At 62.2% G+C, this 22,814-nt stretch carries 26 protein-coding genes and 1 tRNA gene (1 of these 27 cut by a window edge); 4 read left to right on the forward strand and 23 right to left on the reverse strand.

Annotation, left to right across the window (positions count from 1 at the left end; all coding sequences use genetic code 11):
* Positions 1 to 56 carry the beginning of a cupin domain-containing protein gene (locus V3328_RS02575; protein ID WP_340328071.1) on the reverse strand. Its footprint begins 397 nt before the window's first position, so the window shows 56 of its 453 coding nt (coding positions 1-56); its start codon is at positions 54 to 56; the stop codon falls past the left edge of the window.
* A 170-nt stretch (positions 57 to 226) separates the two neighbouring features.
* A complete protein-coding gene (locus tag V3328_RS02580; protein ID WP_340328072.1) occupies positions 227 to 1,144 on the reverse strand; it encodes a CHAD domain-containing protein in 918 nt (305 codons plus the stop codon).
* Positions 1,145 to 1,562: 418 nt separating this feature from the next.
* On the opposite strand from V3328_RS02580, the gene V3328_RS02585 reads away from it, so the two are divergent.
* Positions 1,563 to 1,639, forward strand: a tRNA-Met gene (locus tag V3328_RS02585).
* Between the two features lie 397 nt (positions 1,640 to 2,036).
* On the opposite strand, the gene V3328_RS02590 is transcribed toward V3328_RS02585, so the two are convergent.
* The 5 genes from V3328_RS02590 to V3328_RS02610 are packed head-to-tail and all read right to left on the reverse strand — an operon-like array spanning position 2,037 to position 6,461.
* A complete protein-coding gene (locus V3328_RS02590) occupies positions 2,037 to 3,335 on the reverse strand; it encodes an NnrS family protein (protein ID WP_340328073.1) in 1,299 nt (432 codons plus the stop codon).
* Complete coding sequence (locus V3328_RS02595) at positions 3,332 to 4,081, reverse strand: ABC transporter ATP-binding protein (protein WP_340328074.1); 750 nt, start codon at positions 4,079 to 4,081, stop codon at positions 3,332 to 3,334. Before V3328_RS02595 ends, V3328_RS02590 begins: the two co-directional genes overlap by 4 nt.
* Positions 4,078 to 4,914 carry an ABC transporter permease gene (locus tag V3328_RS02600; RefSeq protein ID WP_340328075.1) on the reverse strand — a complete coding sequence of 279 codons (837 nt, stop codon included), beginning with the start codon at positions 4,912 to 4,914 and terminating at the stop codon, positions 4,078 to 4,080. Before V3328_RS02600 ends, V3328_RS02595 begins: the two co-directional genes overlap by 4 nt.
* A 60-nt stretch (positions 4,915 to 4,974) precedes the next feature.
* Complete coding sequence (locus tag V3328_RS02605) at positions 4,975 to 5,970, reverse strand: ABC transporter substrate-binding protein (RefSeq protein ID WP_340328076.1); 996 nt, start codon at positions 5,968 to 5,970, stop codon at positions 4,975 to 4,977.
* Positions 5,971 to 5,990: 20 nt separating this feature from the next.
* On the reverse strand, positions 5,991 to 6,461 hold the full coding sequence (locus V3328_RS02610; protein ID WP_340328077.1) for a hypothetical protein: 471 nt from the start codon (positions 6,459 to 6,461) through the stop codon (positions 5,991 to 5,993).
* A 120-nt stretch (positions 6,462 to 6,581) separates the two neighbouring features.
* On the opposite strand from V3328_RS02610, the gene V3328_RS02615 reads away from it, so the two are divergent.
* From V3328_RS02615 to V3328_RS02625, 3 genes are all read left to right on the forward strand, one after another.
* Complete coding sequence (locus V3328_RS02615) at positions 6,582 to 7,025, forward strand: Rrf2 family transcriptional regulator (protein ID WP_340328078.1); 444 nt, start codon at positions 6,582 to 6,584, stop codon at positions 7,023 to 7,025.
* Positions 7,026 to 7,229: 204 nt separating this feature from the next.
* Positions 7,230 to 7,439, forward strand: coding sequence for a hypervirulence associated TUDOR domain-containing protein (locus V3328_RS02620; protein WP_340328079.1), 210 nt, complete (start codon positions 7,230 to 7,232; stop codon positions 7,437 to 7,439).
* Positions 7,439 to 7,987, forward strand: coding sequence for a DUF488 domain-containing protein (locus tag V3328_RS02625; RefSeq protein ID WP_340328080.1), 549 nt, complete (start codon positions 7,439 to 7,441; stop codon positions 7,985 to 7,987). Before V3328_RS02620 ends, V3328_RS02625 begins: the two co-directional genes overlap by 1 nt.
* 237 nt (positions 7,988 to 8,224) lie before the next feature.
* On the opposite strand, the gene V3328_RS02630 is transcribed toward V3328_RS02625, so the two are convergent.
* The 16 genes from V3328_RS02630 to V3328_RS02705 all read right to left on the reverse strand — a co-directional run bounded on the left by V3328_RS02630 (position 8,225) and on the right by V3328_RS02705 (position 22,783).
* On the reverse strand, positions 8,225 to 9,502 hold the full coding sequence (locus tag V3328_RS02630; protein WP_340328081.1) for an MFS transporter: 1,278 nt from the start codon (positions 9,500 to 9,502) through the stop codon (positions 8,225 to 8,227).
* 67 nt (positions 9,503 to 9,569) lie between these two features.
* Positions 9,570 to 9,779, reverse strand: a complete 210-nt coding sequence (locus V3328_RS02635; protein ID WP_340328082.1) for a hypothetical protein — start codon at positions 9,777 to 9,779, stop codon at positions 9,570 to 9,572.
* Positions 9,776 to 10,105 (reverse strand): hypothetical protein, encoded by a 330-nt coding sequence (locus tag V3328_RS02640; RefSeq protein ID WP_340328083.1) that lies wholly within the window; start codon positions 10,103 to 10,105, stop codon positions 9,776 to 9,778. Before V3328_RS02640 ends, V3328_RS02635 begins: the two co-directional genes overlap by 4 nt.
* Complete coding sequence (locus V3328_RS02645; RefSeq protein WP_340328084.1) at positions 10,105 to 11,022, reverse strand: peptidylprolyl isomerase; 918 nt, start codon at positions 11,020 to 11,022, stop codon at positions 10,105 to 10,107. Before V3328_RS02645 ends, V3328_RS02640 begins: the two co-directional genes overlap by 1 nt.
* Entirely contained in the window at positions 11,019 to 11,801 is a 783-nt protein-coding gene (narI, locus tag V3328_RS02650; protein WP_340328085.1) for a respiratory nitrate reductase subunit gamma, read from the reverse strand. The genes V3328_RS02645 and narI overlap by 4 nt, the downstream gene beginning before the upstream one ends.
* Positions 11,802 to 11,811: 10 nt before the next feature.
* Entirely contained in the window at positions 11,812 to 12,513 is a 702-nt protein-coding gene (gene narJ / locus V3328_RS02655; RefSeq protein ID WP_340328086.1) for a nitrate reductase molybdenum cofactor assembly chaperone, read from the reverse strand.
* Positions 12,510 to 14,036 (reverse strand): nitrate reductase subunit beta, encoded by a 1,527-nt coding sequence (gene narH / locus V3328_RS02660; protein ID WP_340328088.1) that lies wholly within the window; start codon positions 14,034 to 14,036, stop codon positions 12,510 to 12,512. Before narH ends, narJ begins: the two co-directional genes overlap by 4 nt.
* Positions 14,033 to 17,818 carry a nitrate reductase subunit alpha gene (locus tag V3328_RS02665; protein WP_340328089.1) on the reverse strand — a complete coding sequence of 1,262 codons (3,786 nt, stop codon included), beginning with the start codon at positions 17,816 to 17,818 and terminating at the stop codon, positions 14,033 to 14,035. The genes narH and V3328_RS02665 overlap by 4 nt, the downstream gene beginning before the upstream one ends.
* A gap of 289 nt (positions 17,819 to 18,107) precedes the next feature.
* Positions 18,108 to 18,650, reverse strand: a complete 543-nt coding sequence (locus V3328_RS02670) for a CBS domain-containing protein (RefSeq protein WP_340328090.1) — start codon at positions 18,648 to 18,650, stop codon at positions 18,108 to 18,110.
* Positions 18,647 to 19,021 (reverse strand): succinate dehydrogenase, hydrophobic membrane anchor protein, encoded by a 375-nt coding sequence (gene sdhD / locus V3328_RS02675; protein WP_340328091.1) that lies wholly within the window; start codon positions 19,019 to 19,021, stop codon positions 18,647 to 18,649. Before sdhD ends, V3328_RS02670 begins: the two co-directional genes overlap by 4 nt.
* Complete coding sequence (gene sdhC, locus V3328_RS02680; protein WP_340328092.1) at positions 19,018 to 19,416, reverse strand: succinate dehydrogenase, cytochrome b556 subunit; 399 nt, start codon at positions 19,414 to 19,416, stop codon at positions 19,018 to 19,020. The genes sdhD and sdhC overlap by 4 nt, the downstream gene beginning before the upstream one ends.
* Positions 19,417 to 19,420: 4 nt before the next feature.
* The gene (locus tag V3328_RS02685) at positions 19,421 to 20,260 is read right to left on the reverse strand and encodes a succinate dehydrogenase iron-sulfur subunit (RefSeq protein WP_340328093.1); all 840 of its coding nucleotides are present in this window, start codon (positions 20,258 to 20,260) and stop codon (positions 19,421 to 19,423) included.
* A gap of 210 nt (positions 20,261 to 20,470) precedes the next feature.
* Positions 20,471 to 20,833, reverse strand: a complete 363-nt coding sequence (locus V3328_RS02690) for a cupin domain-containing protein (RefSeq protein ID WP_340328094.1) — start codon at positions 20,831 to 20,833, stop codon at positions 20,471 to 20,473.
* A gap of 199 nt (positions 20,834 to 21,032) precedes the next feature.
* A complete protein-coding gene (locus tag V3328_RS02695; protein WP_340328095.1) occupies positions 21,033 to 21,374 on the reverse strand; it encodes a carboxymuconolactone decarboxylase family protein in 342 nt (113 codons plus the stop codon).
* A 55-nt stretch (positions 21,375 to 21,429) separates the two neighbouring features.
* Positions 21,430 to 22,257, reverse strand: coding sequence for a class I SAM-dependent methyltransferase (locus V3328_RS02700; RefSeq protein ID WP_340328096.1), 828 nt, complete (start codon positions 22,255 to 22,257; stop codon positions 21,430 to 21,432).
* 37 nt (positions 22,258 to 22,294) lie between these two features.
* On the reverse strand, positions 22,295 to 22,783 hold the full coding sequence (locus V3328_RS02705; RefSeq protein ID WP_340328097.1) for a DUF6522 family protein: 489 nt from the start codon (positions 22,781 to 22,783) through the stop codon (positions 22,295 to 22,297).
* Positions 22,784 to 22,814: the final 31 nt, after the last annotated feature.

Below are 22,814 nucleotides of genomic sequence, written 5' to 3' on the forward strand. Positions count from 1 at the left end.
CGGCCGTTGTGACCGGTGCCGTCGCTGGTGATCCCTTTTTCCAGGGTGCTCTTCATGCCCGTCTCCACGATTTGATCGTTGCCCGCGCGCGGGGACGCCAGCGCGCCGTGCAATTGAACCACATCGCTTCACGTTGCGTAAATGTCCGTATCGACAGGGCTTGTGCAGCGGCGAAACCGAGGATCAACGCTCCCGCTGTCCAGGTGACAGCGCCGGGGGGGGGCGGTCAGAGTGGATCCCGCGCGGCATTTTCCAGTGCTGCCTGCCACCAGCGTGCAAGCCTTTCGGCGCGCTCGCTGCGGGTATCGACGAACAGCAGGGCGCCGCGATATCGGGCTGCGTCGGCGCGTCTGGCGCGCAGGACGGTGATCGCATCGAGCACGGCCTCGGCGTCCGCGATGCCGGCGAAGCCGTTGTCGCCGGCGCCGAGGCGACTTTCCAGCAGCACCAGGTCGTTATGCTGTCCCAGATCTTCCCTGAGGTCCTGCAATTCGCGGACCTCCGACTTCAGCAGGCGGGGCCAGAGACCGGTGAACAGGTCGAGCTGGTATCGCCAGTGGATGACGCGCTTGCGGGCCTCGTGCATGTCGTCCGGCAGCCGGGTCGCCAGGCCGTCGGCCAGCACGCGTTGCGCCGTCGCATAGGTCTTGCCCAACCCCTCTACGTACGGGCCCGGGCGGTCGGGCAGGCTCAATGTCCCGAGCTCCGCGCGGCAGGGCGACAGCAGGTCGGCGACCTCCCTGGCCATGATCCGGACCGCTGCGGTACCGGCAGACGCGCGAACCTCGGCGTCGGCGGCCTTGTGGAGGGACTTGACGTCGATCCTGGTTCGGGACCGGCGGGTGTACTTGGCGACGTGAGCGATGGCGTCGTGCAGTGCGACCGTGTCTCGCGCCCCGGAAAGGATGCGGGCGGCATCGCGCGCCTGGACGTTCAGACTGCGATAGGAGTCATCGCCGATGATGGCGCGCAGCAGGCGCAGATAGCTTCTGAACGCCTTGAGGTTCTTTCGCGCCTCGTGCACCGCTTCATGGACATTCCCCTTGCGTGCGGTGAGCCGGCCCACCGCCTCGTCCAGCAGGCCGACCATGATCTCGCCGACCTGCGAACCGATCGGCTCGGTTACGATGACGCGCGAGACCACCGGTTCACGTTTCCATGATCATTTGCGGCCGCGGCAGGCGTCGGAGAGATGCCGGGATGTCAACTGGAATACCGACCGTGGCTCTGCCGCGCCGAGGCGCCGGACGTGGGAATTTTCCCGTGGGCGGCGGCACGCGGCTATACACGGCCGGAACCTGCGCTGCGCCGGCCACGCTCGCCATCTCCGCATGGGTGGAACCGTCCCCGCCGTCCATTCACAAACGCTGTCGCGGTGGCATTGTAGCCGCGCAACATGGCGGTAACATCACAAACGACGAACGGCTGCAAAAAAACAGTCGGAAAACGGACCGCAAGGTTGGATAGGGGGTTTCATTCGGGCCGCCGGATTGCTACATAGAGCCGCGATCATGAAATGGTCGCTTCCAGAACGATCCGGTATATGCCCGGCTCGTCCCTGTCGCGGGGTGGAGCAGTCCGGTAGCTCGTCAGGCTCATAACCTGAAGGTCGCAGGTTCAAATCCTGCCCCCGCAACCAAAAATATGCCGCCAATCCAAAGGGTTGGGGGTTTTTTGTTTTCTCGATCGACTCTCGTGAAACTCCCTCCGGAATCATATCGGAATCACTCGAACCGAAAGCATGGCGTGCTGTGGCGCAGACGAGGCCCTGCGTCGCATTGGGTGCGTAGTTGCTGCATATGGTCCGACGAGCCTTGGATGCGTGGTGGCGGAAGTAGACAGCGCGCGACGTCGATTCTTTGGCAGCCTCACGGCCTCGGATTTCCGGGAACGTGAATGCGTTCTGACGTGCTCCCCTGAGATGTTCCCGCTTTTGAGCTAGCCTGTTCTCAACGAAGGAGACCGGCAATGAAGCGATCACGCTTCTGCGTCATGCACGATGACCTTTGGAGTGCCGGATGGCGGTGTTCGGTGGTCTACTCAATCGCTGCCTTTTTCGGCGATTGCGAAGGACCAGTTTGGCTGGGCACCTCTTTTAGGAGGTCATGCGTGGCCCCAACGTCTCGCTCCGACAGCTCAATCCTCGTCAAGAATGGTCCGTAGGCTGCGAGCCAAAGCATGAATGCCGTCGCCCAAGCAAGCGAGGCGAGGCCGTGGAAGGGTCCGGGCAATTCAATGCCGAAGTCCGGTGAAAGCCGTAGCACGACCGATGCGAAAAGACATATCGCGCCGAGACGAGCGAGGCGCGGCACGCCGAGTGGGCGGCCGGTGTGCAGTAGACCGGCGACGCAGAAGACGCCATACACGCCGAGGCCAAGACCGCCCATGAAAGCTGCATGCAGGCCGGCAATCTCTGTCCATGGAGCGCCGAGGCGCGCAGCGCCCGACAGGATCAGTCCGGTCCCGGCCAGCGCCGATGCGCCCGCCAGCATGAGGATTTCGGCACGCAATGCTGGACCGCCGATGAAGGCCTCTGCCACCCGGTCCATGAACGCAGCGCCGGCGGCGATCAGAAGATAGCCCGTGACGGCGGGGCTCAGGCCGGCCACCTCGCTCGTCATGGTGACCAGGACGAGGCCGGACGCGAGATTCATCCGCCCCGGATGCGGGCGAAACGGCGAGGTCGCTTCCGTGGGATCGAGCACCAGATTCGTGACCGGAACCGTGATCCGCCCAAGTGCGATGCCGAGCAAGCCGAGAAAGGCAAAGCCGATGAGGTGGACCGCGAGGGTCGCCAGACGGATATCACGTACGACAAAGGCAATGCGCGCCATTGCAGCACAACCGGCAAGCACGGCAATCCAGAACGCGAAGCCCAGGAGCCGGTCGGTCCCGCGCACGAGCGAAAGACGAAGCAGGTAGGCGAGAAGCAGTCCGAGCCAGGCGAGGTCGGCGACAGCCCCTACCGCTCCCATGCCGTCCCAGCCGAGGAGTCCGATGACGCGGCCAACGCCCCACAGTCCGGCGAGCATCCATAGCTTCCGGCCGCGCAGCGGTTCGGTATCGGTCCATTCGGGGGCTGCCGTGGTCACGAATCCGATCAGTGCGGCCCCGAATGCACCTACCAGCATCTCATGGGCATGCCATAGCGAGGGCGGAACCGTGTGCGCGAGCGGCAGGTCGAAGCCAAGCGCCAGAACCCAAAGCACGGGCCAAACGGCCGCGTAGATCGCAGCCAGCGGAAAAAACAGCCGAAAGCCCTCGTCGGCCAGCGCATTACGCCAGCCAACCGGCACGTCTTGGAGCGACGATTGGCTTTGGAGGCCGCATTTCATGCGACTTGCCTTTCGTCGACATCGTGGATGTGCCGGAACAGCGGATCATCGGCCAGCGCGCTCTGGACCCAGCGAAAGACGGCGGCATCGTCACGGGATTGCGGTTCATCGGTGAGCCGCCGTTCGCCGAGGATGCCATGGCCTCGCGTGTCGAGCACGGCAATCCGATGAGCGATCCGGGCCGCTTCATGCAGGTCGTGCGTGATGAACAGGCCCGACAAGCGTCCGCACACACAAGTGCTGATCACCAGATCCTGCATGCGCCGGCGCAGCGCCACGTCGAGCGCCGTAAAGGGTTCGTCGAAGTAAATGAAATCGGGCCGCACCGCGAGCGAGCGTGCGATCGCCACGCGCTGTTTCATGCCGCCCGATAACTCGACGGGATATTTGGCGAGGTCCTGGCCATCCAGAGCCACCTGCGCGGCGACCTCGGATATGCGTCGGGTCCGCTGGCGACGGGGGACACGCGCGAGCTTGAGGACGTATTCGATGTTGCCGGCCGCAGTCGCCCATGGCATCAGGCACGGGTCCTGAAAGATCATTGCATGGCGCAGATAATCGCGTTCGATGCGGCCGGCTCGCGGCTCGATGAGGCCGGCGGCGATGTGGACCAGCGTGGATTTTCCGCAACCGGACGGGCCGACGAGCGCGACGATCTCGCCGGGCGCAACGCGAAGATCGACGTCGTCCAGTACGGAGCGGCCAAGATAAGCATGGCCGATTCCATTGAGGGCGAGCACTGTCATCGCTTGACTCCCCATGGCTGGGCAGCGTGACGCCAGCGGTCGATCTCTCCCTTTACCGGGTGGACCAGCGTGTATTCGACGATCAGCAGCAGGATCACGGCGATCAGGACCCAGGCCAGTGCCTGCGCGATATCGAGGTTGATGCGGGCGTCGGCGAGGGCACCGCCTATCCCACCGGCATTTGCGAGGAGCTCGGCCATGACTGCAACCTTGAACGCGGTGCCGAGCGCCAGCGCGAGCGCCGGAAACAGCGTGGTTGTCGTTTGCCGGATGCCGACTGTCAGGAAGCGGCGTACCGCTCCGGCGCCGAACGCCTGCGCCATCCGGTCGAGGCCCCGGTCGCGGGTCGCGATGCCATGCGCTGCACCCAGGAAGACGACCGGCAAGGCGGTAACCAGGATTACCGTGCGCACGGTAGCGTCCGACGGGCCGAACCAGATCATCGACAGCACGATCCAGGCGATCGGCGGCACGCCGAGAAGGACGGTGATCAGCGGCGCGGCGATGCGCAGCGTTGCCGAGGAATAACCGGCGGTAACGCCGAGCACCACGCCCACAGCGGTCATGAGCGCGAATCCGGTCACCGCCCGCTGGAGCGTCATTGTGGCGATTGACCAGGCATCCGGATCGGCCGCCAATGTGCGGATCTCGCGTAGTGTTTCGAGCGGGGAGGTCAGGATGAAGGGGCCATATGCTTCGTGTCCCGCCTGCCAGGCAGCGGCCAGAAGACAAAGGGCAGCCAGACCGGCCCAACCCGACCAGACAAAGTGCAACACGCGCCCCGTCCGTTTGGCGAGGCTAGCGGTCAGGGAGAGATGGAACGGTTCATCCATGAGCCAAACATTGTCCCTAGGACGTCGAGGTGGAGCCGCGACGCATGCCGGCGCTCTCGGCTACAGGTAGAACGCATCGTCGGGCAGCTTGCCGCCGATCCGGGCCATATCGTCGCCGGCCATCGCGGTCAGCATGCGCTCAACGTCGACACGCGCGTCCGACGCTGGGCGGGCGACAAGATTGGAATGCGGTATCGAGGCTGCCAGAAGCGGCGCGGGCATGCCCAAGGCATCGGTTGCATTTGCCGCCGCCGTGGTGGGATCGGCCAGGACTTCCGCAGTGGCCGTCTCGATCGCCGAAAGGATCGCAGGTACGACTTCGCCGTGCTCGTCGAGAAAGGCCTTTATGATCGCGAGTCCCGCCTGCGGAACCACCGGCGCCGCGCCGGTCATTGCGCCCCAGGCTTCCTGCAGGTTGATGACACGGCGGATATCCTTGCCCGCCTGCCTGCCCTGCAGTACGGCTGCCGTCGTCGAGGGTTCGGCTGTAAGCGCTGCCTCAACCCGCCCGGCAAGCAGGAGCTGCATGGCCTCGATCGGGCTCCCAGCATAGGTGATTTGAAGGCCGGTTTCGGCGTTCAATCCATGATGGGCCAGGAGTTGGCTGAAGAGGATTTCGGGCGTGTCGCCGCGAAACGGGACGGCCACTGTTCGACCGGCAAGGTCGGGGATATCGGCAATGGTGGCGTCCCCGGAGGCGATATAGAGCAGTCCGTTGGTCATGACGTTGGCGAGGCGGATGGGAAAGTCGCGATTGTATAGGTTCGCCGCCGCCTGCACCGGTACGACCGAGAGTTCGATTGTGCCCGAGGTCAGGCCTGCGCGCAGCTCGTCCGGGTTGCGCCAGGCGGTCATGGTCGCCGTGTCGGCGAGATCGGCGAATTTGCCGGTGGCGACTGCGTGGGCAAGCGTAACAGAGGGGCCGGCGGGCGGACCGTAGAGGGCGAGTCCTGCTACCCGCGCTTGCGCACGCAGCCCATCGGGCAGGGCCAGGGCGGCAGAACCCGCAAGGGCCGCCAGAAGAAGCGTACGGCGTGACGTCTGGAACGAAGGCATGATGGTCTCCTGTGTCGCGATCACCTGGATGTTGAAATGGTAGCGCCCGTGCGCCTGGGCCTTACGCGCATGGCGGCGTTTGACCTGGATTTGCGCCGAAAGCCCTCTCGCAGGGCCGATCCCAGCAGCACGGCAAGCGCCACGGGTATTGCATAGAGATTCAGGGCGCCGATCAGGGTGAGGCGATCGAGAGTCATGAAGCCACGCGCTGGGCCATAGAAGGCGTGCAAAGCGATCATCCCCAGCACGGCGAACGGCCAGAGTGCGAGCCTCTGCCAATGGCGGTTCAGGGCAGCCGAGATCAGCAGCGGGGCGAGCCAGAGCAGACCCCATGCGAGGATCAGGATGGCAAGCCCACCGGTCGTCATCAGCGCCGAAAAGCCAAGGTCCAGCGGCCAGAGCGCGCTTCGCCATGTGGCGAGCGCGACCGCCACGACGAGGAGGCCGACGAGAGCGAGCCCATGAAGGGCGAGTATCGTCTTCCTAGCCATCGGCCGAATTCCTGATCGATGAGGACTGAACCATGTCGGCCTCAATTGGTATTTCAGATACCGATTATCGTGCTAACCTGTACCCCCTCTTGATCTTGATGAAAAGGATCAACTTTACGCATGCGGCTCACCAGCTTCACCGATTTCGGCCTGCGCGCGCTGATGCGCATGGCGGCCGAGCCTGACCGGGCTCATTCGACCGCTGAGATCGCGGCGGAGTTTGGCATCTCGCGAAACCATCTGACCAAGGCTATCTCGGCGCTGGCGGCCGCTGGGATCGTGGAGACGCGTCGGGGGACCGGCGGCGGCGCAGTCCTGGCGCAGCCAGCCGAGCGGCTTCGCCTGGGCGATATCGTGGCCGTGCTCGAGCGCAAGTCCGCGCTTGTCGAGTGCCTTCAATCCGATGGCGGCAACTGCGTGATCACGCCAAGTTGCCGGCTGAAGGCCTTACTCACCCGGGCGCGGTCGCGCTTCCTCGAAGACCTAAATGACCACACGCTCGCCGATTGTGCGCTTGCGGTCGCCGGCGCACGCTATGCGGCAGACGACACGCGGGAAGCATGACTATGAAGATTGGCGGAGCAGGAGCACCATCTCGACGCACCAGTGATGACTGGCGACAGACTGCGCCTGACGATTGTGCTGAAAGATTAATTAGCGCGACATGTCGGGGAGAGTCGTCCCGCAGCGACGCCTCCGAAGTGCCTAGCCACTTCTCTAGGAGGTTTTCCTGTAGATAAGATATTCTTACTAATAGGAGGAGAAAGCATGACGAAATTCTCCGTAGGCGATCATGTCAGTTGGAATTCCGAAGCCGGGCGGGTCACCGGCAAGATTGTTAAAGTACATCGCGATGACTTTGCCCATAAGGGACACTGGCGCCGAGCTTCGAAGGACGACCCGCAATATGAGATCAAGAGCGATAAAACCGACCATATTGCCGTCCATAAGGAAGGCGCACTGACGAAGTTAAATTGATGGTGGCGCAGTTTACCACCATTGGTCACTCCGACCGCAGCCTCGATGAATTCCTCGTCATGCTGCGCGACGCACAAGTGAAGATGCTGGTTGATGTGCGCTCGTTTCCTCGCTCGCGCACCAATCCTGTTTTTAACATCGATTACTTCTCGCGCGACCTCGAGCAAGTCCAGATCGGATACCGCCACTTCCTGGCCCTTGGCGGACGGCGGCGGAAGCAGCCGCAGGTCGATGAGAGTCTTAATGCTCTGTGGCGGGTTCAGAGTTTTCATAACTATGCCGACTATGCCATGAGCGATGAATTTACCGTCGCGTTCAAGGAATTGGTCGAACTTGGCGCGGTGCAGCGGCTAGCATTGATGTGCTCGGAGGCCGTCTGGTGGCGATGCCATCGCCGGATTATCGCGGACTACTTGCTTTTAAACGGATACCCAGTTGATCATCTTATGAGAGCTGGCCGTACAGATCATGCAAGTCCGACTCCCGGTGCTATTAAAACGGAATCGGGCAAAGTAATTTATCCCAAGGTCGGAGCGAAACGCGCGTGAAGCGTTGTTCTTCGGTTTCATAATCGCCCGGTGCGGGACGACAATCAACGAACTGGTACGTCGACAAATCTGGTCCATGCTGCCCTTTGGTATCGGCGGAGGTTTCTTCCGGAAGGCGGCTGCGCATTCTATGCCAGAATAAAGGACAACCGTAGGTAGTGCAACACAGAGCAATCTTCGGGGTGCCCATCGTGAAGAAATCGGTCCACCTCAGACTGATAGCGATCGGGGAGTACGTTATTCTCTAGGCTGCTTTGCGGCAGGGTCGTCCGACATTTCGTGTGCTCGTTTGCCCATCACCGGCAGCTTGCGAACTTCCGTAAGATAATTCAGAAAAAGCGACACGGTGACGATGCCGTAGAGGAGCATGAAGATGCTCGAATTGAACCTCAGTGTCTCGAGGATCGCGCCAAACATGATCGGCAACAGGAACCCGCCGAGCCCGCCGACCATTCCGACGATCCCCGATACGGTTCCTATGGAGTTGGGAAATTCGTCACCGATATACTTGAAAGTGGACGCCATGCCGGAGGCAAACGCGACGCCCAGGATGAACAGAAGGCCTGCGAAGAACCAGAAGGGCAGCGCTATGGAGAAATGAAGCGGGTTGTCGTCAACCGTGTAGATGACCAGGTCGTGCCTTGGATAGGACAACAGGAAGAGGCAGATCCAGGCTGCCCATAGGACCCACCAAGTGACCGCGTGCGCGCCAAACCGGTCGGCCAGCCAGCCCCCCAGCGCACGGAATGCCCCTCCCGGTAGTGAGAAGCAGGCCGCGAGCAACGCGGCTTGCGCGATCGAGAAACCGTATTCGCTTCTGAAATAGCTTGGCATCCATACAGACAGGGCTGTGAAGCCGCCGAACAGGATCGAGTAGTATTGACAGTACTTCCAAACGCGGGGGTTCTTGAGGAGGGCGAGTTGGCGTGCCGTTGACCCGGCCGTCGTCCGCCCCGTGCCTGGATCGGGTGCCGAAAGGAGCCAAAAGAGCACCGCCGTCATGACAAGGGCGACTGCATAGACCTTGGGCACGGCCTGCCAGCCATAGGCGCTGATCAGAGCCGGCGCAACGAACATGTTGACGGCAGCACCGACGGTGCCGGCTCCGAAGATGCCCATGGCGAAGCCGCGACGTTCCTTCGTAAAAAAGCGTGCCACGTACGGGGTGCCGACGGAGAACGAAGCGCCGACCAGACCCAGCGCCAGTCCGAGCAGAAGAAACTGCCATAGGGTTGTCGCGTAAGCGGACAGCCAGACCGGTATCGCGCAGGCCACCAGAAGCACGAACATGACAACGCGCCCGCCCAGCCGATCCGTCCAGATTCCGAGCGGCAGCCGAAAAAGGGAGCCGGTCAGGACCGGGGTGGCCGTCAGCAGTCCGAACTGAAAGGGGTCGAGACCGAGCTCATCGCGTATCGGAATGCCGGTGACGCCGAACATCATCCAGACGGCAAAGCAAACGATAAAAGCCCATGTTGTCACGAGCAGAACAGTGATGCTTCGGATGTTCGACATCATGCTTCCTCTGCAACACCAGAAGCCTCGTGGCCGGGCGCAGAAGCATGCGCCCGTGAACGTGAATTCAGCCGAACACCAGATAGATCAGGATCACGACGCCGACTATGGTGGTGACGAGCCAGATCATCGGCCAGGCGCGCCCCTCCTCGCGCTGCACGGTTGCCGTTTCCAAAGGCGCCTTGCTCGATATGTCGGTATTATGCGTTGTCTCCGTGCGTCTCTTCAGGGACGGATTCAAGCCCTCGCGCTTCTCATCATCAGGTCCTTGCGTCATTCTCCGCTCCCCTGGTCGGCGGCAGCCGCGACGCCCATGGCACTACGCTCCATGGCGAGACGCCACTGCACCATCGTCAACAGGCAGGCCATACCGGGATCGGCGCTATCCCGCATGCTTGATATAAGAGTCGCCCAGTCCTCCTCCGAAGCGAGCTGCGAGAAGGCGGTGAAGGCGCCACCGACGTAATCCGCAGTGCTTTCGCCCGATATGTCCGCCGCCTCTTCGATCTCCGCCATGAGGTCGGGCATCGTCCCCCGCATCAAGGTCTGCAAAGGGCCGGAGGAGCGGCGAGCCTCGGCGAGGATGTCACCCAGCATCGCCATCAGGACGCACCGGGTTCGACCATCGCCTCAATCGCGATGCCTTCGACCTGGGCGCGTTCGGCAAGACCGGCAACGTAGCGCGCAGCGGCGATCGACCAGCTGCGCGCCTCGAGCATTTCGGCGATCTTGTCCTTCACCACGTCGAACGGTAACGCATGACCCTCGATCCGGCGCGCCAGGCGAAGCACGTGCCAACCATAGCGCGAGCGCACCGGCTCCGACCGTGTCTGGCCTTCTCTGAGGGCCTCGATCGCATTCTGAACCTCGGGCAGGAGCTCCCCGCGCCGCACCTGCCCGAGCGAGCCATCCTGATGCGCCGAGGGACAGGCTGACAGCTCCCGCGCCGCTTCAGCAAAGGCGGCAGGATCATCGCCGATCTCGACGATGATCGTACGGCTATGTGCCTCCGCCTCAACCCATGCTTCGGGGTTGTCACTTTCCGGCTCAATCAATATGTGCGAGACCTCGAACAGGTTCGGCGTACGGAACTTTCCGGGCTGCGTCTCGTAAAAACGGCGGCATTCCTCTTCGCCGGGAACAGACGGCGACACCTCCTCCTCAAGAAGCGCTGTGATCACCGCGTCTGCCTCTGTCTCGACGCGACCGGCCTCATCAGCCTGTGGATCGGTGTCAATGTCGAGCCGCTGCGCCTCCTGCAAGAGCAACTCACGAATGGCCAGGGCGCGCGCCGCTTCCTTCCAAGCGGACTCGGGGTCGGGCGCGGAGTGGTGCTGCATCTCCCGTGCGATGGCCTCCGGCGCAACCTCGACACCGTTTACGCGCACTTGTGAGAAGCTCGGCGGTGGAGCGGGGCGGGGTGATGCACCGCCGCAGCCGCAGCTCTGGCAGGCGCTCATCATGACCGGCTCAGGCCGCTTTTCGGTTTCAGGTTTTCGTGTCGGCGTGGCGTTGCTCATGCTCCGCTTCCTCCACTCTCCGATTGTTGTCGGGCCACCGTCTGGCCTCCATAGCCGCCCAGCGCGGGAGGCTCCGTCGCCCGTCGCCTCACCGGTCCGAGGGATCGAACGATCTGGTAGCCCGGACGGAACAGGTACCAGATGGGCGCGCTCCAGATGTGGACGAGCCGCGTGAACGGCGTGATGACGAACAGCGTCAGGCCGAGAATGATGTGCAGCTTATAAACTAGGGCCACATCGGAAATCAGATCCGGCGCCGCGGGATTCAGCGTGAGGATGCCGCTGGCCCATCCCATGAACTGGACCATGACGCTGCCGTCGAGATGCTGCATGGTCCAGTAGATCGTACCAATGCCCAGCACGAGTTGCAGCCAGATCAGCACCAGAACGGCGATGTCTCCGAAGGAGGAGCTCTTCCGGATGCGTGGGTCGGCCAGCCTCCGGTGCAGGAGAATCGTCGCTCCGGCGAGAGCGAAGATACCGGCAATCCCTCCCACGACAAGAGCCAGCAGCTGTTTGAAGCCGTGGCTGATTCCAAGTGTCTCGATGACGCCGATCGGGGTGAGCAAACCGAACAGGTGCCCCACGAAAAGCACCAGCACGCCCAGATGGAAGAGATTGGAGCCGATCATCATCTGCCGACGGCGCAGGAACTGGCTCGACTGGGCTCTCCAGCTGTACTGCGAGGCGTCGAAACGCAGGATCGAACCGACGAACAGAACCGTGAGTGCCAGATAGGGATACCAGCCGAAGGCCAGCTGATTGAGAAAGTCATTCATTGCATTCTCCTCAACCTTCGGTTCTGGTTCGGGCGGATACCTTCGCCTTACGGGCAGCCCGGATCTTGGCGACGATCCCTGTCGGCCCGCCCATCTCATGCGGTTCGGTGAAGGTGACGGGCTTCTCCTCCCACTCATCGTCGATTCTTGCCGGATCGTCGGAGGGCGCGTTCTTCTGCAGTTCCTCCAGCGCGACGGCATCGGGACGATGCGCGGCCAGTGCGAGCAATGCACTAAGGACCGATGCGTAATCCGAGCCGCGCTCGGTCAGACGCTGTTCGAGCGCCGCAAAGACGTGAGCCGGCTCACCAAGCATTTCGCGCGCTTCGGCTGGCCGCAAGCACGAAACGAATTCGAGGAAGACGGGAATGAAATCCGGCATCTCTTGCGTCTCGAGCAGATAGCCGTGGTCGATATATTGCTGGCCGAGATCGATCATTGCCTGGCCGCGCTCGCGGCTTTCGCCATGGACGTGTTCGAACAGATGCAGCGAGAGCGCGCGCGAGCGGTCGAAAAGCTCGCTGTAATCGGCCTGCGCGTCGAGCAGGTCCTGCGTCTCCAGCCGCGCCAGCAGCGGCTCGAGCCGTCGTATCGCGGCGCGCGGCAGTGCCTTCTCGGATGTCAGCGCCTCGCGGATTTCGCTGATATTCGCCTGGAGTTCGGCCGAGGGATAGCCGAGCAGGATGGCCTGGGCGCGCAGCGTCAGTCTCATGTCGGCGCATCCATGAAGGGCTTGCGGGGCGTGCGCTTGGCGCCCCCGAAGAGGTTCATCTTCGTGGCCCCATTGGTATCCTCCTGGAAGCCGAATCCGGTGGAACCACGAAGCGCATAGGCATCTTCGTTTGTCTCGCGATGGGCTGTCGGGATCACATAGCGGTCCTCGTAATTCGCCAAGGCCATGATCTTATACATCTCCTCGATCATCGCCTGGGTGAGCCCGACCCGCTCGGGGATTGCGGGATCGATCCGGCCTTCCACGCTCTTGGCACGCATATAGGAGCGCATGGCGAGCATGCGTTCCAGTGCAGTAGCAACCGGCGCCTCGTCGCCCGCGGTCAAAAGATTGGCGAGATAACGCAATGGGATGCGCAGGCTGCGCACGTCCGGCATTCCGTCCTTGGCGCTGATCTTGCCGGCTTCATGCGCCGACTGGATCGGCGAGAGCGGCGGCACATACCAGACCATGGGCAGGGTGCGGTACTCGGGGTGAAGAGGAAAGGCGACCTTCCACTCCACCGCCATCTTGTAGATGGGCGAGCGGATTGCCCCCTCCAGCCATTGATCCGGGATTCCCTGCGCACGTGCCTCGGCCTGGACCTCGGGATCGTTCGGATCGAGGAACACACCGAGCTGGGCGGGATAGAGGTCTTGCTCGTTTTCGACGGAGGCTGCCACCTCGATCCTGTCAGCGTCGTAGAGCACCACGCCGAGGTAGCGGATGCGCCCGACGCAGGTCTCGGAACAGACGGTCGGCTGGCCGGTTTCTATGCGCGGATAACAGAAGATGCACTTCTCGGATTTGCCCGTGGACCAGTTGTAGTAGATTTTCTTGTAAGGACACCCTGAGACGCACATGCGCCAGCCGCGACACTTCTCCTGATCAATGAGGACGATGCCGTCCTCCTCGCGCTTGTAGATGGCGCCCGAAGGGCAGGAGGCGAGGCAGGACGGGTTGAGGCAGTGTTCGCACAGCCTCGGCAGATACATCATGAAGGTCTTTTCGAACTCGCCGTAGATCTCCCTCTCGACGCCTTCGAAATTGTAGTCGTGGCTGCGCTTCTCGAACTCGCCGCCCAGCATGTCCTCCCAATTTCCCGACCACTCGATCTTGTTGATGACCGAGCCGGTCAGCAGCGAACGTGGCTTGGCCGAGGGTTGCGCTTGAAGTTCTGGAGCCTTCTGCAGCCACTCGTATTCGAATGTGTAGGGTTCGTAGAAGTCGTCTATCTCGGGCAGGTGGGGATTGGCGAATATCTTCGACAGGATGCGCCACTTCGAGCCTTGGCGCGGAATAAGCTTGCCGCGCTTCGTGCGGACCCAGCCGCCTCGCCAGCGCTTCTGGTTCTCCCAATCTTTCGGATAGCCGATGCCGGGCTTCGTCTCGACATTGTTGAACCAGACGTATTCAACGCCTTCGCGGTTGGTCCAGACATTCTTGCAGGTGATCGAGCAGGTATGACAGCCGATGCATTTGTCGAGGTTCAGGACCATTGCGATCTGCGCTCGGATTCTCATTCCGCGGCCTCCTTGCCCTTGCGAGTTCCGGTGCCCCAATCAGCGGTGCCGCTCTCGACATTCGCCGCGTCGTCGGCGGCTTTGTCGAACCAGTTCACCTCGCTCATCTTGCGCAGGATCACGATCTCATCGCGATTGGCGCCCACCGTTCCATAGTAGTTGAACGCGTAGGCGAGCTGGGCGTAGCCGCCGATCATGTGGGTCGGCTTCATATTGATGCGCGTGACCGAATTATGGATGCCGCCACGTTGGCCCGTGACCTCCGAGCCGACTGTGTTCACGACCTTCTCCTGCGCGTGATACATGATGCATGAGCCGGGCATGATGCGCTGGCTCACGATCGCCCGTGCGGTGAGCGCGCCATTCACGTTGAAGGCCTCGATCCAGTCATTATCGACGATTCCTGCCTCGGCTGCGTCCTTTTCACTGATCCACACCGCCGGCCCGCCACGGTTCAGGCTCAGCATGATGAGATTCTCGGTGTAGGTTGAATGGATCCCCCACTTCTGATGCGGCGTGAGGAAGTTGAGCAGGATCTCAGGGTTGCCATTTGGCAGCTTGCCGAGCGCCCGCGCCACGCTGCGCGTATCGATCGGCGGCTTCCACGTGACGAACGCCTCGCCAAAGGCGCGCATCCAGTGGTGGTCCTGATAAAGCTGCTGGCGGCCCGTTATGGTCCGCCACGGGATCAGCTCGTGGACGTTGGTGTAGCCGGCGTTGTAGCAGACGCTCTCGCTCTCGATCCCCGACCAGGTCGGCGAGGAGATGATCTTGCGTGGCTGGCTGACAATATCGCGGAATCGGATCTTCTCCTCCTCCTTTCCTTCGGCAAGATGCGCGTGCGGGCGCCCTGTCGCCTTCGAGAGCACGTTCCAGGCTTTGATCGCCACCTCACCGTTCGTTTCCGGAGCAAGCATTAGGATCGTCTCGCAGGCATCGATATCGGAGTCGATCTTCGGCCGCCCCGCCGTTGGGCCTTCTGCGACGCGTCCGTTCAGATTGCCAAGATGCTCTATCTCCCGCTCGGCCTTCCAGTTCTGCCCCTTGGAGCCATTGCCGAACTTCTCGAGGTCGGGGCCGAGGGAGGTGAAGCGCAGGAAGGTCTCGGGATAGTTGCGCTCGACAAGATGCACGCTGGGCATGGTCTTGCCGGGAACCGGTTCACACTCGCCGCGATTCCAGTCCTTCGGCTCATAGGCCTGCCCGAGCTCGCCCGGCGTATCGTGCTGAATCGGCGACAGGACGACGTCCCTTTCGATCCCCAGCACTTCGGGCGCCACTTCGGAGAACTTGCGTGCGAGACCGCGAAAGATCGCCCAATCGCTGCGCGCCTCCCATGCGGGATCCACCGCCGCCGTCAGCGGATGAATGAAGGGATGCATGTCCGTGGTGTTGAGATCGTGCTTCTCGTACCAGGTGGCCGTCGGCAGGACGATGTCCGAGTAGGTGCTGGTGGTCGACATGCGAAAGTCGACATTGACCATCAGGTCGAGCTTGCCGACCGGCGCTTCCTTGCGCCAGACGACCTCCTCCGGCCGCTGGATTTCTTCGCGATCGTCAGTCCCCACCACGCCGTGCAACGAGCCGACGAAGTGTTTCAGAAAATATTCATGGCCCTTGCCGCTGGCGCCCAGAACGTTGGAGCGCCAGAAGAACATGTTGCGTGGCCAGTTGCGCGGATTGTCCGGGTCGGAGTTCGAAAGTTTGATCTCGCCGGACTTCAGCCCTTCGACCACGGCCTCGCCGGCGTCGCGTCCGGACTCGGCGATCTTTCCGCCGAGCTCCAGCGAGTTCGTTTCGAACTGCGGTGCGGAGGGCAGCCATCCCATTCGCTCGGCCCGGACATTGTAGTCGATCATGGCGCCCGACCAGTCGCCGGCCGGCGCCAGCGGGGAGAGGAGCTCGGAGACCTTCATTGTCTCGTAGCGCCACTGGTCGCTATGGGCGTAGAAGAAGCTGGTGCCGTTCATCTGTCGCGGCGGCCGGGTCCAGTCGAGCGCGAAGGCCAGCGGTAGCCAGCCGGTCTGCGGGCGCAGCTTTTCCTGGCCGACATAATGTGCCCAACCGCCCCCGGATTTGCCGACGCAGCCGCACATCACCAGAAGCTGAATGATGCCGCGGTAGCTCATATCCATGTGGTACCAGTGATTGAGCCCCGCTCCGAGGATCACCATGGAGCGCCCCTTGGTGGTCTCGGCGTTGGCGGCGAACTCGCGCGCCACCTGAATGATGGCCTGCCGCGGCACGCCGGTCACCTTTTCCGCCCAGGCGGGCGTGAAAGGGATATCGTCGTCGAAACTGGTGGCGACGTTTTCGCCGCCAAAGCCGCGGTCGAGGCCGTAGTTGGCACAGTAGAGATCGAAGACGGTTGCCACCCGCAGCTTGCCGCCGTCCGCACGCTCAATCTCGCGAACCGGCACGTTGCGTTTGAGGATCCGTTCGTGTGTGGTGGCGACCCAGTCATGCGCGGCGGTGCCGCCGAAATAGGGGAAGGAGACGGGCATGATCCCGTCATGGGCGTCGGCAAGGCTCAGGCGAAGCCGGATGTCGCGGCCCTTGCCGTCCCGCTCCTCGAGGTTCCACTTGCCCTGTTCGCCCCAGCGGAATCCAGAAGAGCCAAGCGGCGCCACCAATTCGCCGGTCACCTCGTCGATGCCGACGGCCTTCCAATCGGGGTTGTTGGTTTCGCCGAGACTGTCCGGCAGATCTGCGGCACGCAGCATCCGGTCGGGCACGAGCTGACCGTCGCGCTCGGCCAGCGTGACGAGCAGCGGAAAGTCAGAGAAGCGGCGCGTGTAGTCGGCGAAATACTCCGCCTGCCGATCGAGATAGAACTCGCGCAGCACCACGTGGCCGAGCGCGAGGGCAAGCGCTGCATCCGTGCCCTGCTTGGGATGCAGCCACATGTCGGAGAATTTCGCCGCCTCGTTGTAGTCGGGCGCGATGACGACGCTCTTGGCGCCCCGATAGCGAACCTCCGAATAGAAGTGGGCATCCGGAGCCCGCGTCATCGGCACATTCGAGCCCCAGACCAGCAGGAAGCCGGCATTATACCAATCCGCGCTCTCCGGCACGTCTGTCTGCTCGCCCCACACCTGTGGGGAAGAGGGCGGCAGGTCGCAATACCAGTCGTAGAAGGAAAGCATCGTGCCGCCGAGCAGCGACAGGTAGCGCGTGCCGGCCGCATAGGAGATCATCGACATCGCGGGGATCGGCGAGAAACCGGCGATCCGATCCGGCCCGTACTCGCGGATCGTATAGGCGTTCGCCGCGGCGATCAGCTCGTTGATCTCGTCCCAGCCCACGCGCACGAAGCCACCACGGCCACGCTTGGCAACCCAGTCGCGGCGCTTGGCACTGTCCTGGACAATCGAGCGCCACGCAGCCACGGGGCTCATCGAACTGCGCGCCTCGCGCCAGTGCCTGATCAAGCGGGCGCGCACCAGCGGGTATTTGATGCGCGTGCCGGAATAAAGATACCAGGAATAGCTCGCACCGCGCGGGCAGCCGCGGGGCTCGTGATTGGGCAGGTCCGGCCGGGTTCGCGGATAGTCCGTCTGCTGCGTCTCCCAGGTAACGATCCCGCCCTTGACGTAAATCTTCCAGGAACAGGATCCGGTGCAGTTCACGCCGTGCGTGGAGCGGACGATCTTGTCCGCCGCCCACCGCTTCCGGTAGGCGTCTTCCCACTTCCGGCTTTCCCTTGTCGTGATGCCGTGACCACCCGAGAACGTTTCCTGATCCCTGCGAAAGTAGGTCAGCCGGTCAAGGAAATGGCTCATCGCCTCATACCTCCAGGCGCATTCCGATTGCGATCGTTCATCGGCAGCAACTTCTCGAGTGTTCGACTAGCGTGCGGGATATCCTTATTGAGGTCAATGGCCTTGCAGTACTGGATGAATGCTTGGGTTCAATCGGTTAAATGCCGTGCTTGATGCGAGATTTTTCATCCAGCAGCCGTCGGATGGCATCGCGATGTCATCGGCCTTGATCCTGATCTCTCTTTGTCGCCTTTGTTGCTGCATTTGCCTTCTATCGAAAGAGTGAACGAGAGCCATTGCAATGGCGAGGCTAGCGATATCCGATGCCCATGACATAGTCGCGTAACAGGTCTTCCTCGTACTCAACCTCGCGCAGCAGGGCTTGAAGCACGTCGCGCGCGAAGAGCGTACCGAGGGGCCGGTTTTCCCGATCGACGACAGGGATGTGCAGATATCCCCTTTCCTTCATGAGATTCCAGGCCATCTGGAGCGAGTCGTCAGGTCTGCAGGAGGCGACACTACGCGTCATGACCGAGGCGACCATCATTGTGCACGTATGTCCTTCGCACTGGCTGATGCGTGATACGATGTCGGTCTTGCTGACAACTCCCGCCATTCTGCCGGCGTCGTCGCAGACGACAACGAGACCTGTGTGACCCGTGCCGAGGCGCGCGGCGGCCTCCGTAAGCTGTGCCTTGTCGCTGATCGTGACGAGTCGTTCTCGCGCGGCTGGAAGCAGGGTGTCGACCTTCACAAACGTCTCCTTGAGCGGCCACGGATTCATGAATGACTTCCAGTATCCATTTCCGTTGTTCGCCGCAGCCTCGGTTGGAAATGTGCCGTCCATCGTCATCGCAGGATCGCAACAATGGAAGCGATTGTCAGCGTCAGACAGGCAAGTTGAATCGATATCTTCGCGGTAATCTTCGTGGATTCACGGCGCAGGTAATCTTCGGCAATGACCTGCAGACCGAGCGCCATGTGATAGAACAGCATCGGGACGAAGAGCGTCAGCAAGACAACGTTGATCCGTGAGCCGCGCCAATCGAGAAAAGCCTGATGGCCGGCGGCCATCAGGGGAACGATCGAGACGACGAACCAGATGGTAAGCGGCACCAGCGCGATGGCGGTTACACGCTGAGCCCACCATTGGCTTGCACCCGACCTGGCGGAGCCGAGTCCGCGCGCGCGCGCCAGTGGGATCTGGATTTGGTAGCACCTCATTCGACGCCCCAAGCCAGGAAAATCGCCGCCGCCCAGCAACCGATTGTGAGTGCCGTGCTCACTGCGACCACAGCCCAGCCTGAGGCGTATATCGTCCGAAGAGCGAAGCCGCGGCCCGTGTCCCAGAAAAGGTGTCGGATGCCGTTGCAGAGGTGAAAGAAGATGGCGAAGGTCCAGCCGGCCAGGAGGACGAGCCCGAACCAGGACCGCACGAAGACCAGAACGCCATCATATGCAGAAGGCCCGATCGCTCCCGCCACGAGCCAGGCGACGATCATGAGACTGCCCACGCTGAGAGCGACGCCCGTCAATCGATGGGTGATAGAGAGCACCGAGGTAAGCTGCGGCCGGTAGATCTGAAGAGCGGGTGATGTCGGGCGATGGCTATGCGTCATGATTTCAGCTGCTGCGTTGGATGATCATCTTCTTGATCTCGGCGATCGCCCTGCCGGGATTGAGGCCCTTGGGGCATGTTCGGGTGCAATTCAGGATCGTATGGCAACGGTAGAGGCGAAACGGATCTTCGAGTTCGTCGAGGCGCTTGCCCGTCGCCTCGTCGCGGCTGTCAGCCAGCCATCGCCATGCTTGCAGCAGCGCTGCAGGACCCAGGAACCGATCTCCGTTCCACCAATGGCTCGGACATCCCGCGGTGCAGCAAAAGCATAGAATGCACTCGTAGTATCCGTCGAGCCGGTGCCGGTCCTCGGGCGATTGCCGTCGCTCGCGATCCGGCGCCGCCGTCGCGGATTGAAGCCATGGTTCGATCGATTCATATTGCGCGTAGAGATGGGTGAGATCGGGTACGAGATCCTTGATGATCGGAAGGTGATTGAGCGGGTATATCGCAGCGGGATTTGCCGTTTCGGACAGGAAGCGCGTGCAGGCGAGCCAGTTTGTGCCATCGATGTTCATGGCGCACGATCCGCAAATGCCCTCCCGGCAGGAACGGCGGAAGGTCAGCGTGGGATCAATCTCGTTCTTTATTTTGATCAGTGCGTCGAGGACCATGGGGCCGCAGTCCTCGATATCGACTTCATAGGTGTCGAGGCGAGGATTGGCCGACTTGTCCGGATCGTAGCGGTAAACCTCAAGACGCTTGATTTTCGCGGCTCGTGATGGGGCGGGCCAAAGCTTTCCGCGCGTAATGCGAGACGAGCGGTCCGTCTTGAAGTTTCTCGGCACGGGAAACCGCTTGAGAAGCGTGTATCGAGGGTTCTGATCGGAGGAGCGAATCAGCATGGCCGTCTCTCAATTGTGTCCCCCGGTGTGGTGATCCGGATTGATCCGCACTATGGCGCCGCCTTCATTCTCCCAGCGGTCGATGCAGTTGCAGTCATAGCGCCCGACAATCGCCCGGCTCGGCTCTCTATAAGAGCGACTGGCCCAATGGCCGCCCTGCTGTGCAGCCGCTTGAGCGCGCTCTATCGGTGATGGTCGCAAGATCGCACCTCACTCCGTCCCGGTCCGTCGGGATCGAGTTGCAGGTTGCGGGAAGAAGATCGTCAGCAGCAGCGACGAATCTTCGATGCCCTTGAGCGAGTGCGGCGCGCCGCCGGCCAAATACACCCATTGGTTCGGTCCCAGTTCGAGGACGGTGCTTTCCAGGCCAAGCTGCACTCGGCCTTCGAGGCAGTGGAGGGTGATGTTGCCGGGGACCTCGTGTTCGGGGATCTCGAGGCCGGCACGCACGATCAGGCGGATCGCCTCGAACTGATCCGTCTTTATGATGGCGCTGGTTCGGGCACCGGCGATCGCAGCGCCCATCGGCGCAACGTCGACGATCTCTCCGGGTCTTGCGTGATGCAGCGCCATGAAGCAGCTTCCTTTCTAATTTCGCATCGCCACCGGCCAGGAGACTGTCGCCACATGACCGTCGCGGTCGTTCGGACGGAGTGTGAGGCGATGTCCGAAGGTGCGATGGCGCGCAGCAACGCGTTTCGTCCGACCTGGCCCGGCGAGCGACCATGTGTTGGCCCATGGCGTTTGCCTGCGGGGGGACAGCGCATCGCGATCAATCATTTTCACCGCCCTCACCCAGCGCTGTCAGCGCGAGCGCAGAATGGGCGTAGGCAGCGCCCGCACGCATTTCGGCGGCGACCCAGATCGCTTCCATGATCTCTTCGGCGGATGCGCCCCGCCTGCGTGCCTCCTTGGTGTGACCCTGGATGCAGTATGGACACTGAGTCACATGGGCGACAGCGATGGCGACCAGCTGTTTGGTCTTGGCCGACAGAGCTCCGTCGCGGAAAACCGTTTCGCTAAACGTGCGAAATGCAGCCTCGGCATCGGGGGCAAGGGCCTTTCGCTTCTCAGCGAGGCTGCGGGTCGGTTTCGGGTAGAGAGCGTCATTCATTGGGGGCAGGTTCCATTTGATGGCGTAGCGGGTTGTGTCCGGCGCGATGGAGGTTTCATCCGGCCTCCTGCCTCTTTTCAGCGACGACGTAGATCGCGTTGAGATTCTGCTGATAGCGCTCGAATACCGCGCGCATCGCCAAGACGCGCCTTCTGGCTTTCGGGCTGACCAGGATGTTCTTCGCAATGCGGAGAGCCCCGATCAGACCTTCGTCCTCGATCAGGCGTTTCGGGCGGAGCAGGTGCATGGGTGCGTGCCCGACCTTGGTGACCTGAAAGCCTGACTGTTCGAGAAGGCTCTTCCATTCCGGAGCCCGCAAGGGCCGCGCGCCGACGTGGATGGCCGAGGAGAGGTCGCGGTCGATTCTCTGGTGTTCGGCCGGATCTATTGCCTCGGGAATGATGCAGAGCTCATGAATGCCGTAGCGGCCGCCAGGGCGAAGCAGCCGATAGGCTTCCCGGACAATGCGCTGCTTGTACTCGGCCATGTTCATCGTCAGCATGGCTTCGCCGATAACGACCGAGGCACATGCATCGGGCAGGCCGGTGTCGTCAGCCGTTCCGGTGACAACCGAGATGTTGCGCGCTCTGGGAAGCTGGCGCTCCGACCAGGCGGCTGCCTTGGTGTCTCTTTCGACGCCGACATAGCGGCTAGGATTTATTTCCAGAATCCTGCGCGCCGTGGTTCCGAGACCGGGAGCCAGTTCGACTACGTCGTCATCCGATGTGATGAGTAGGTCGTCGAGCAGCGCTCGGGTCATGCCGAGCCCTCCGGGACGAAGAACACGCTTGCCCAGGCGGGCGAGCAACCAATGTCCCGGCATTTTGGCGATGTCGAGATCGCTGCCCGGAAGATCGAGCGGGGACATTGATTGCATGCTCATAGCAGAGTCCTTGGCGGCTAACGGAGCTCCCTGTGCATCAACCGGTCGCCGGGCGCGACGTCTGCCGAACCGGGGTCTCGCCGAAATTGATGACGGACCGATCGAGAATGCGGCCGGACGCGTGAACGCTTATGCGCGCGCGGCGGTTGCGGTGAAAGAGGGTGAGTCGGAACTGGTCGCGATGCTGATCGAGCCCCTTTTCGCAAATGCTGGTGATCTGCCCCTCATGCATCAGTCGCCGAACTTCCGAGTCCTTCAGGTCGAAGAGTTCTGCGAGAAGTGCGCTGCCGACGACAAAGCCATCCTCCTCGATGTCGATCCGTTTCGCCTCGTGCGTGGCCGAGAGGCCGTCGCCGGGAGGGGAGGAAGGTATGTCACGCCCTCGGCCGATCCAGGCCGGCGGGTCGCTTGCGGGGAAGGATTCCCACGAGGCTTCGGCGACGCAGTCCCACTCGGGATCGCCGGCTTCGGGCGAGGCAACGTCGGATAGCTGCGATGGGGAAACCTTGAGATCGGACCGTTCCATCGCTTGGCTCCTTCTACATGAACTTAAACAT

The organism is Microbaculum marinum, assembly GCF_037855135.1.
Taxonomy (GTDB): Bacteria; Pseudomonadota; Alphaproteobacteria; order Rhizobiales; family Tepidamorphaceae; genus Microbaculum; species Microbaculum marinum.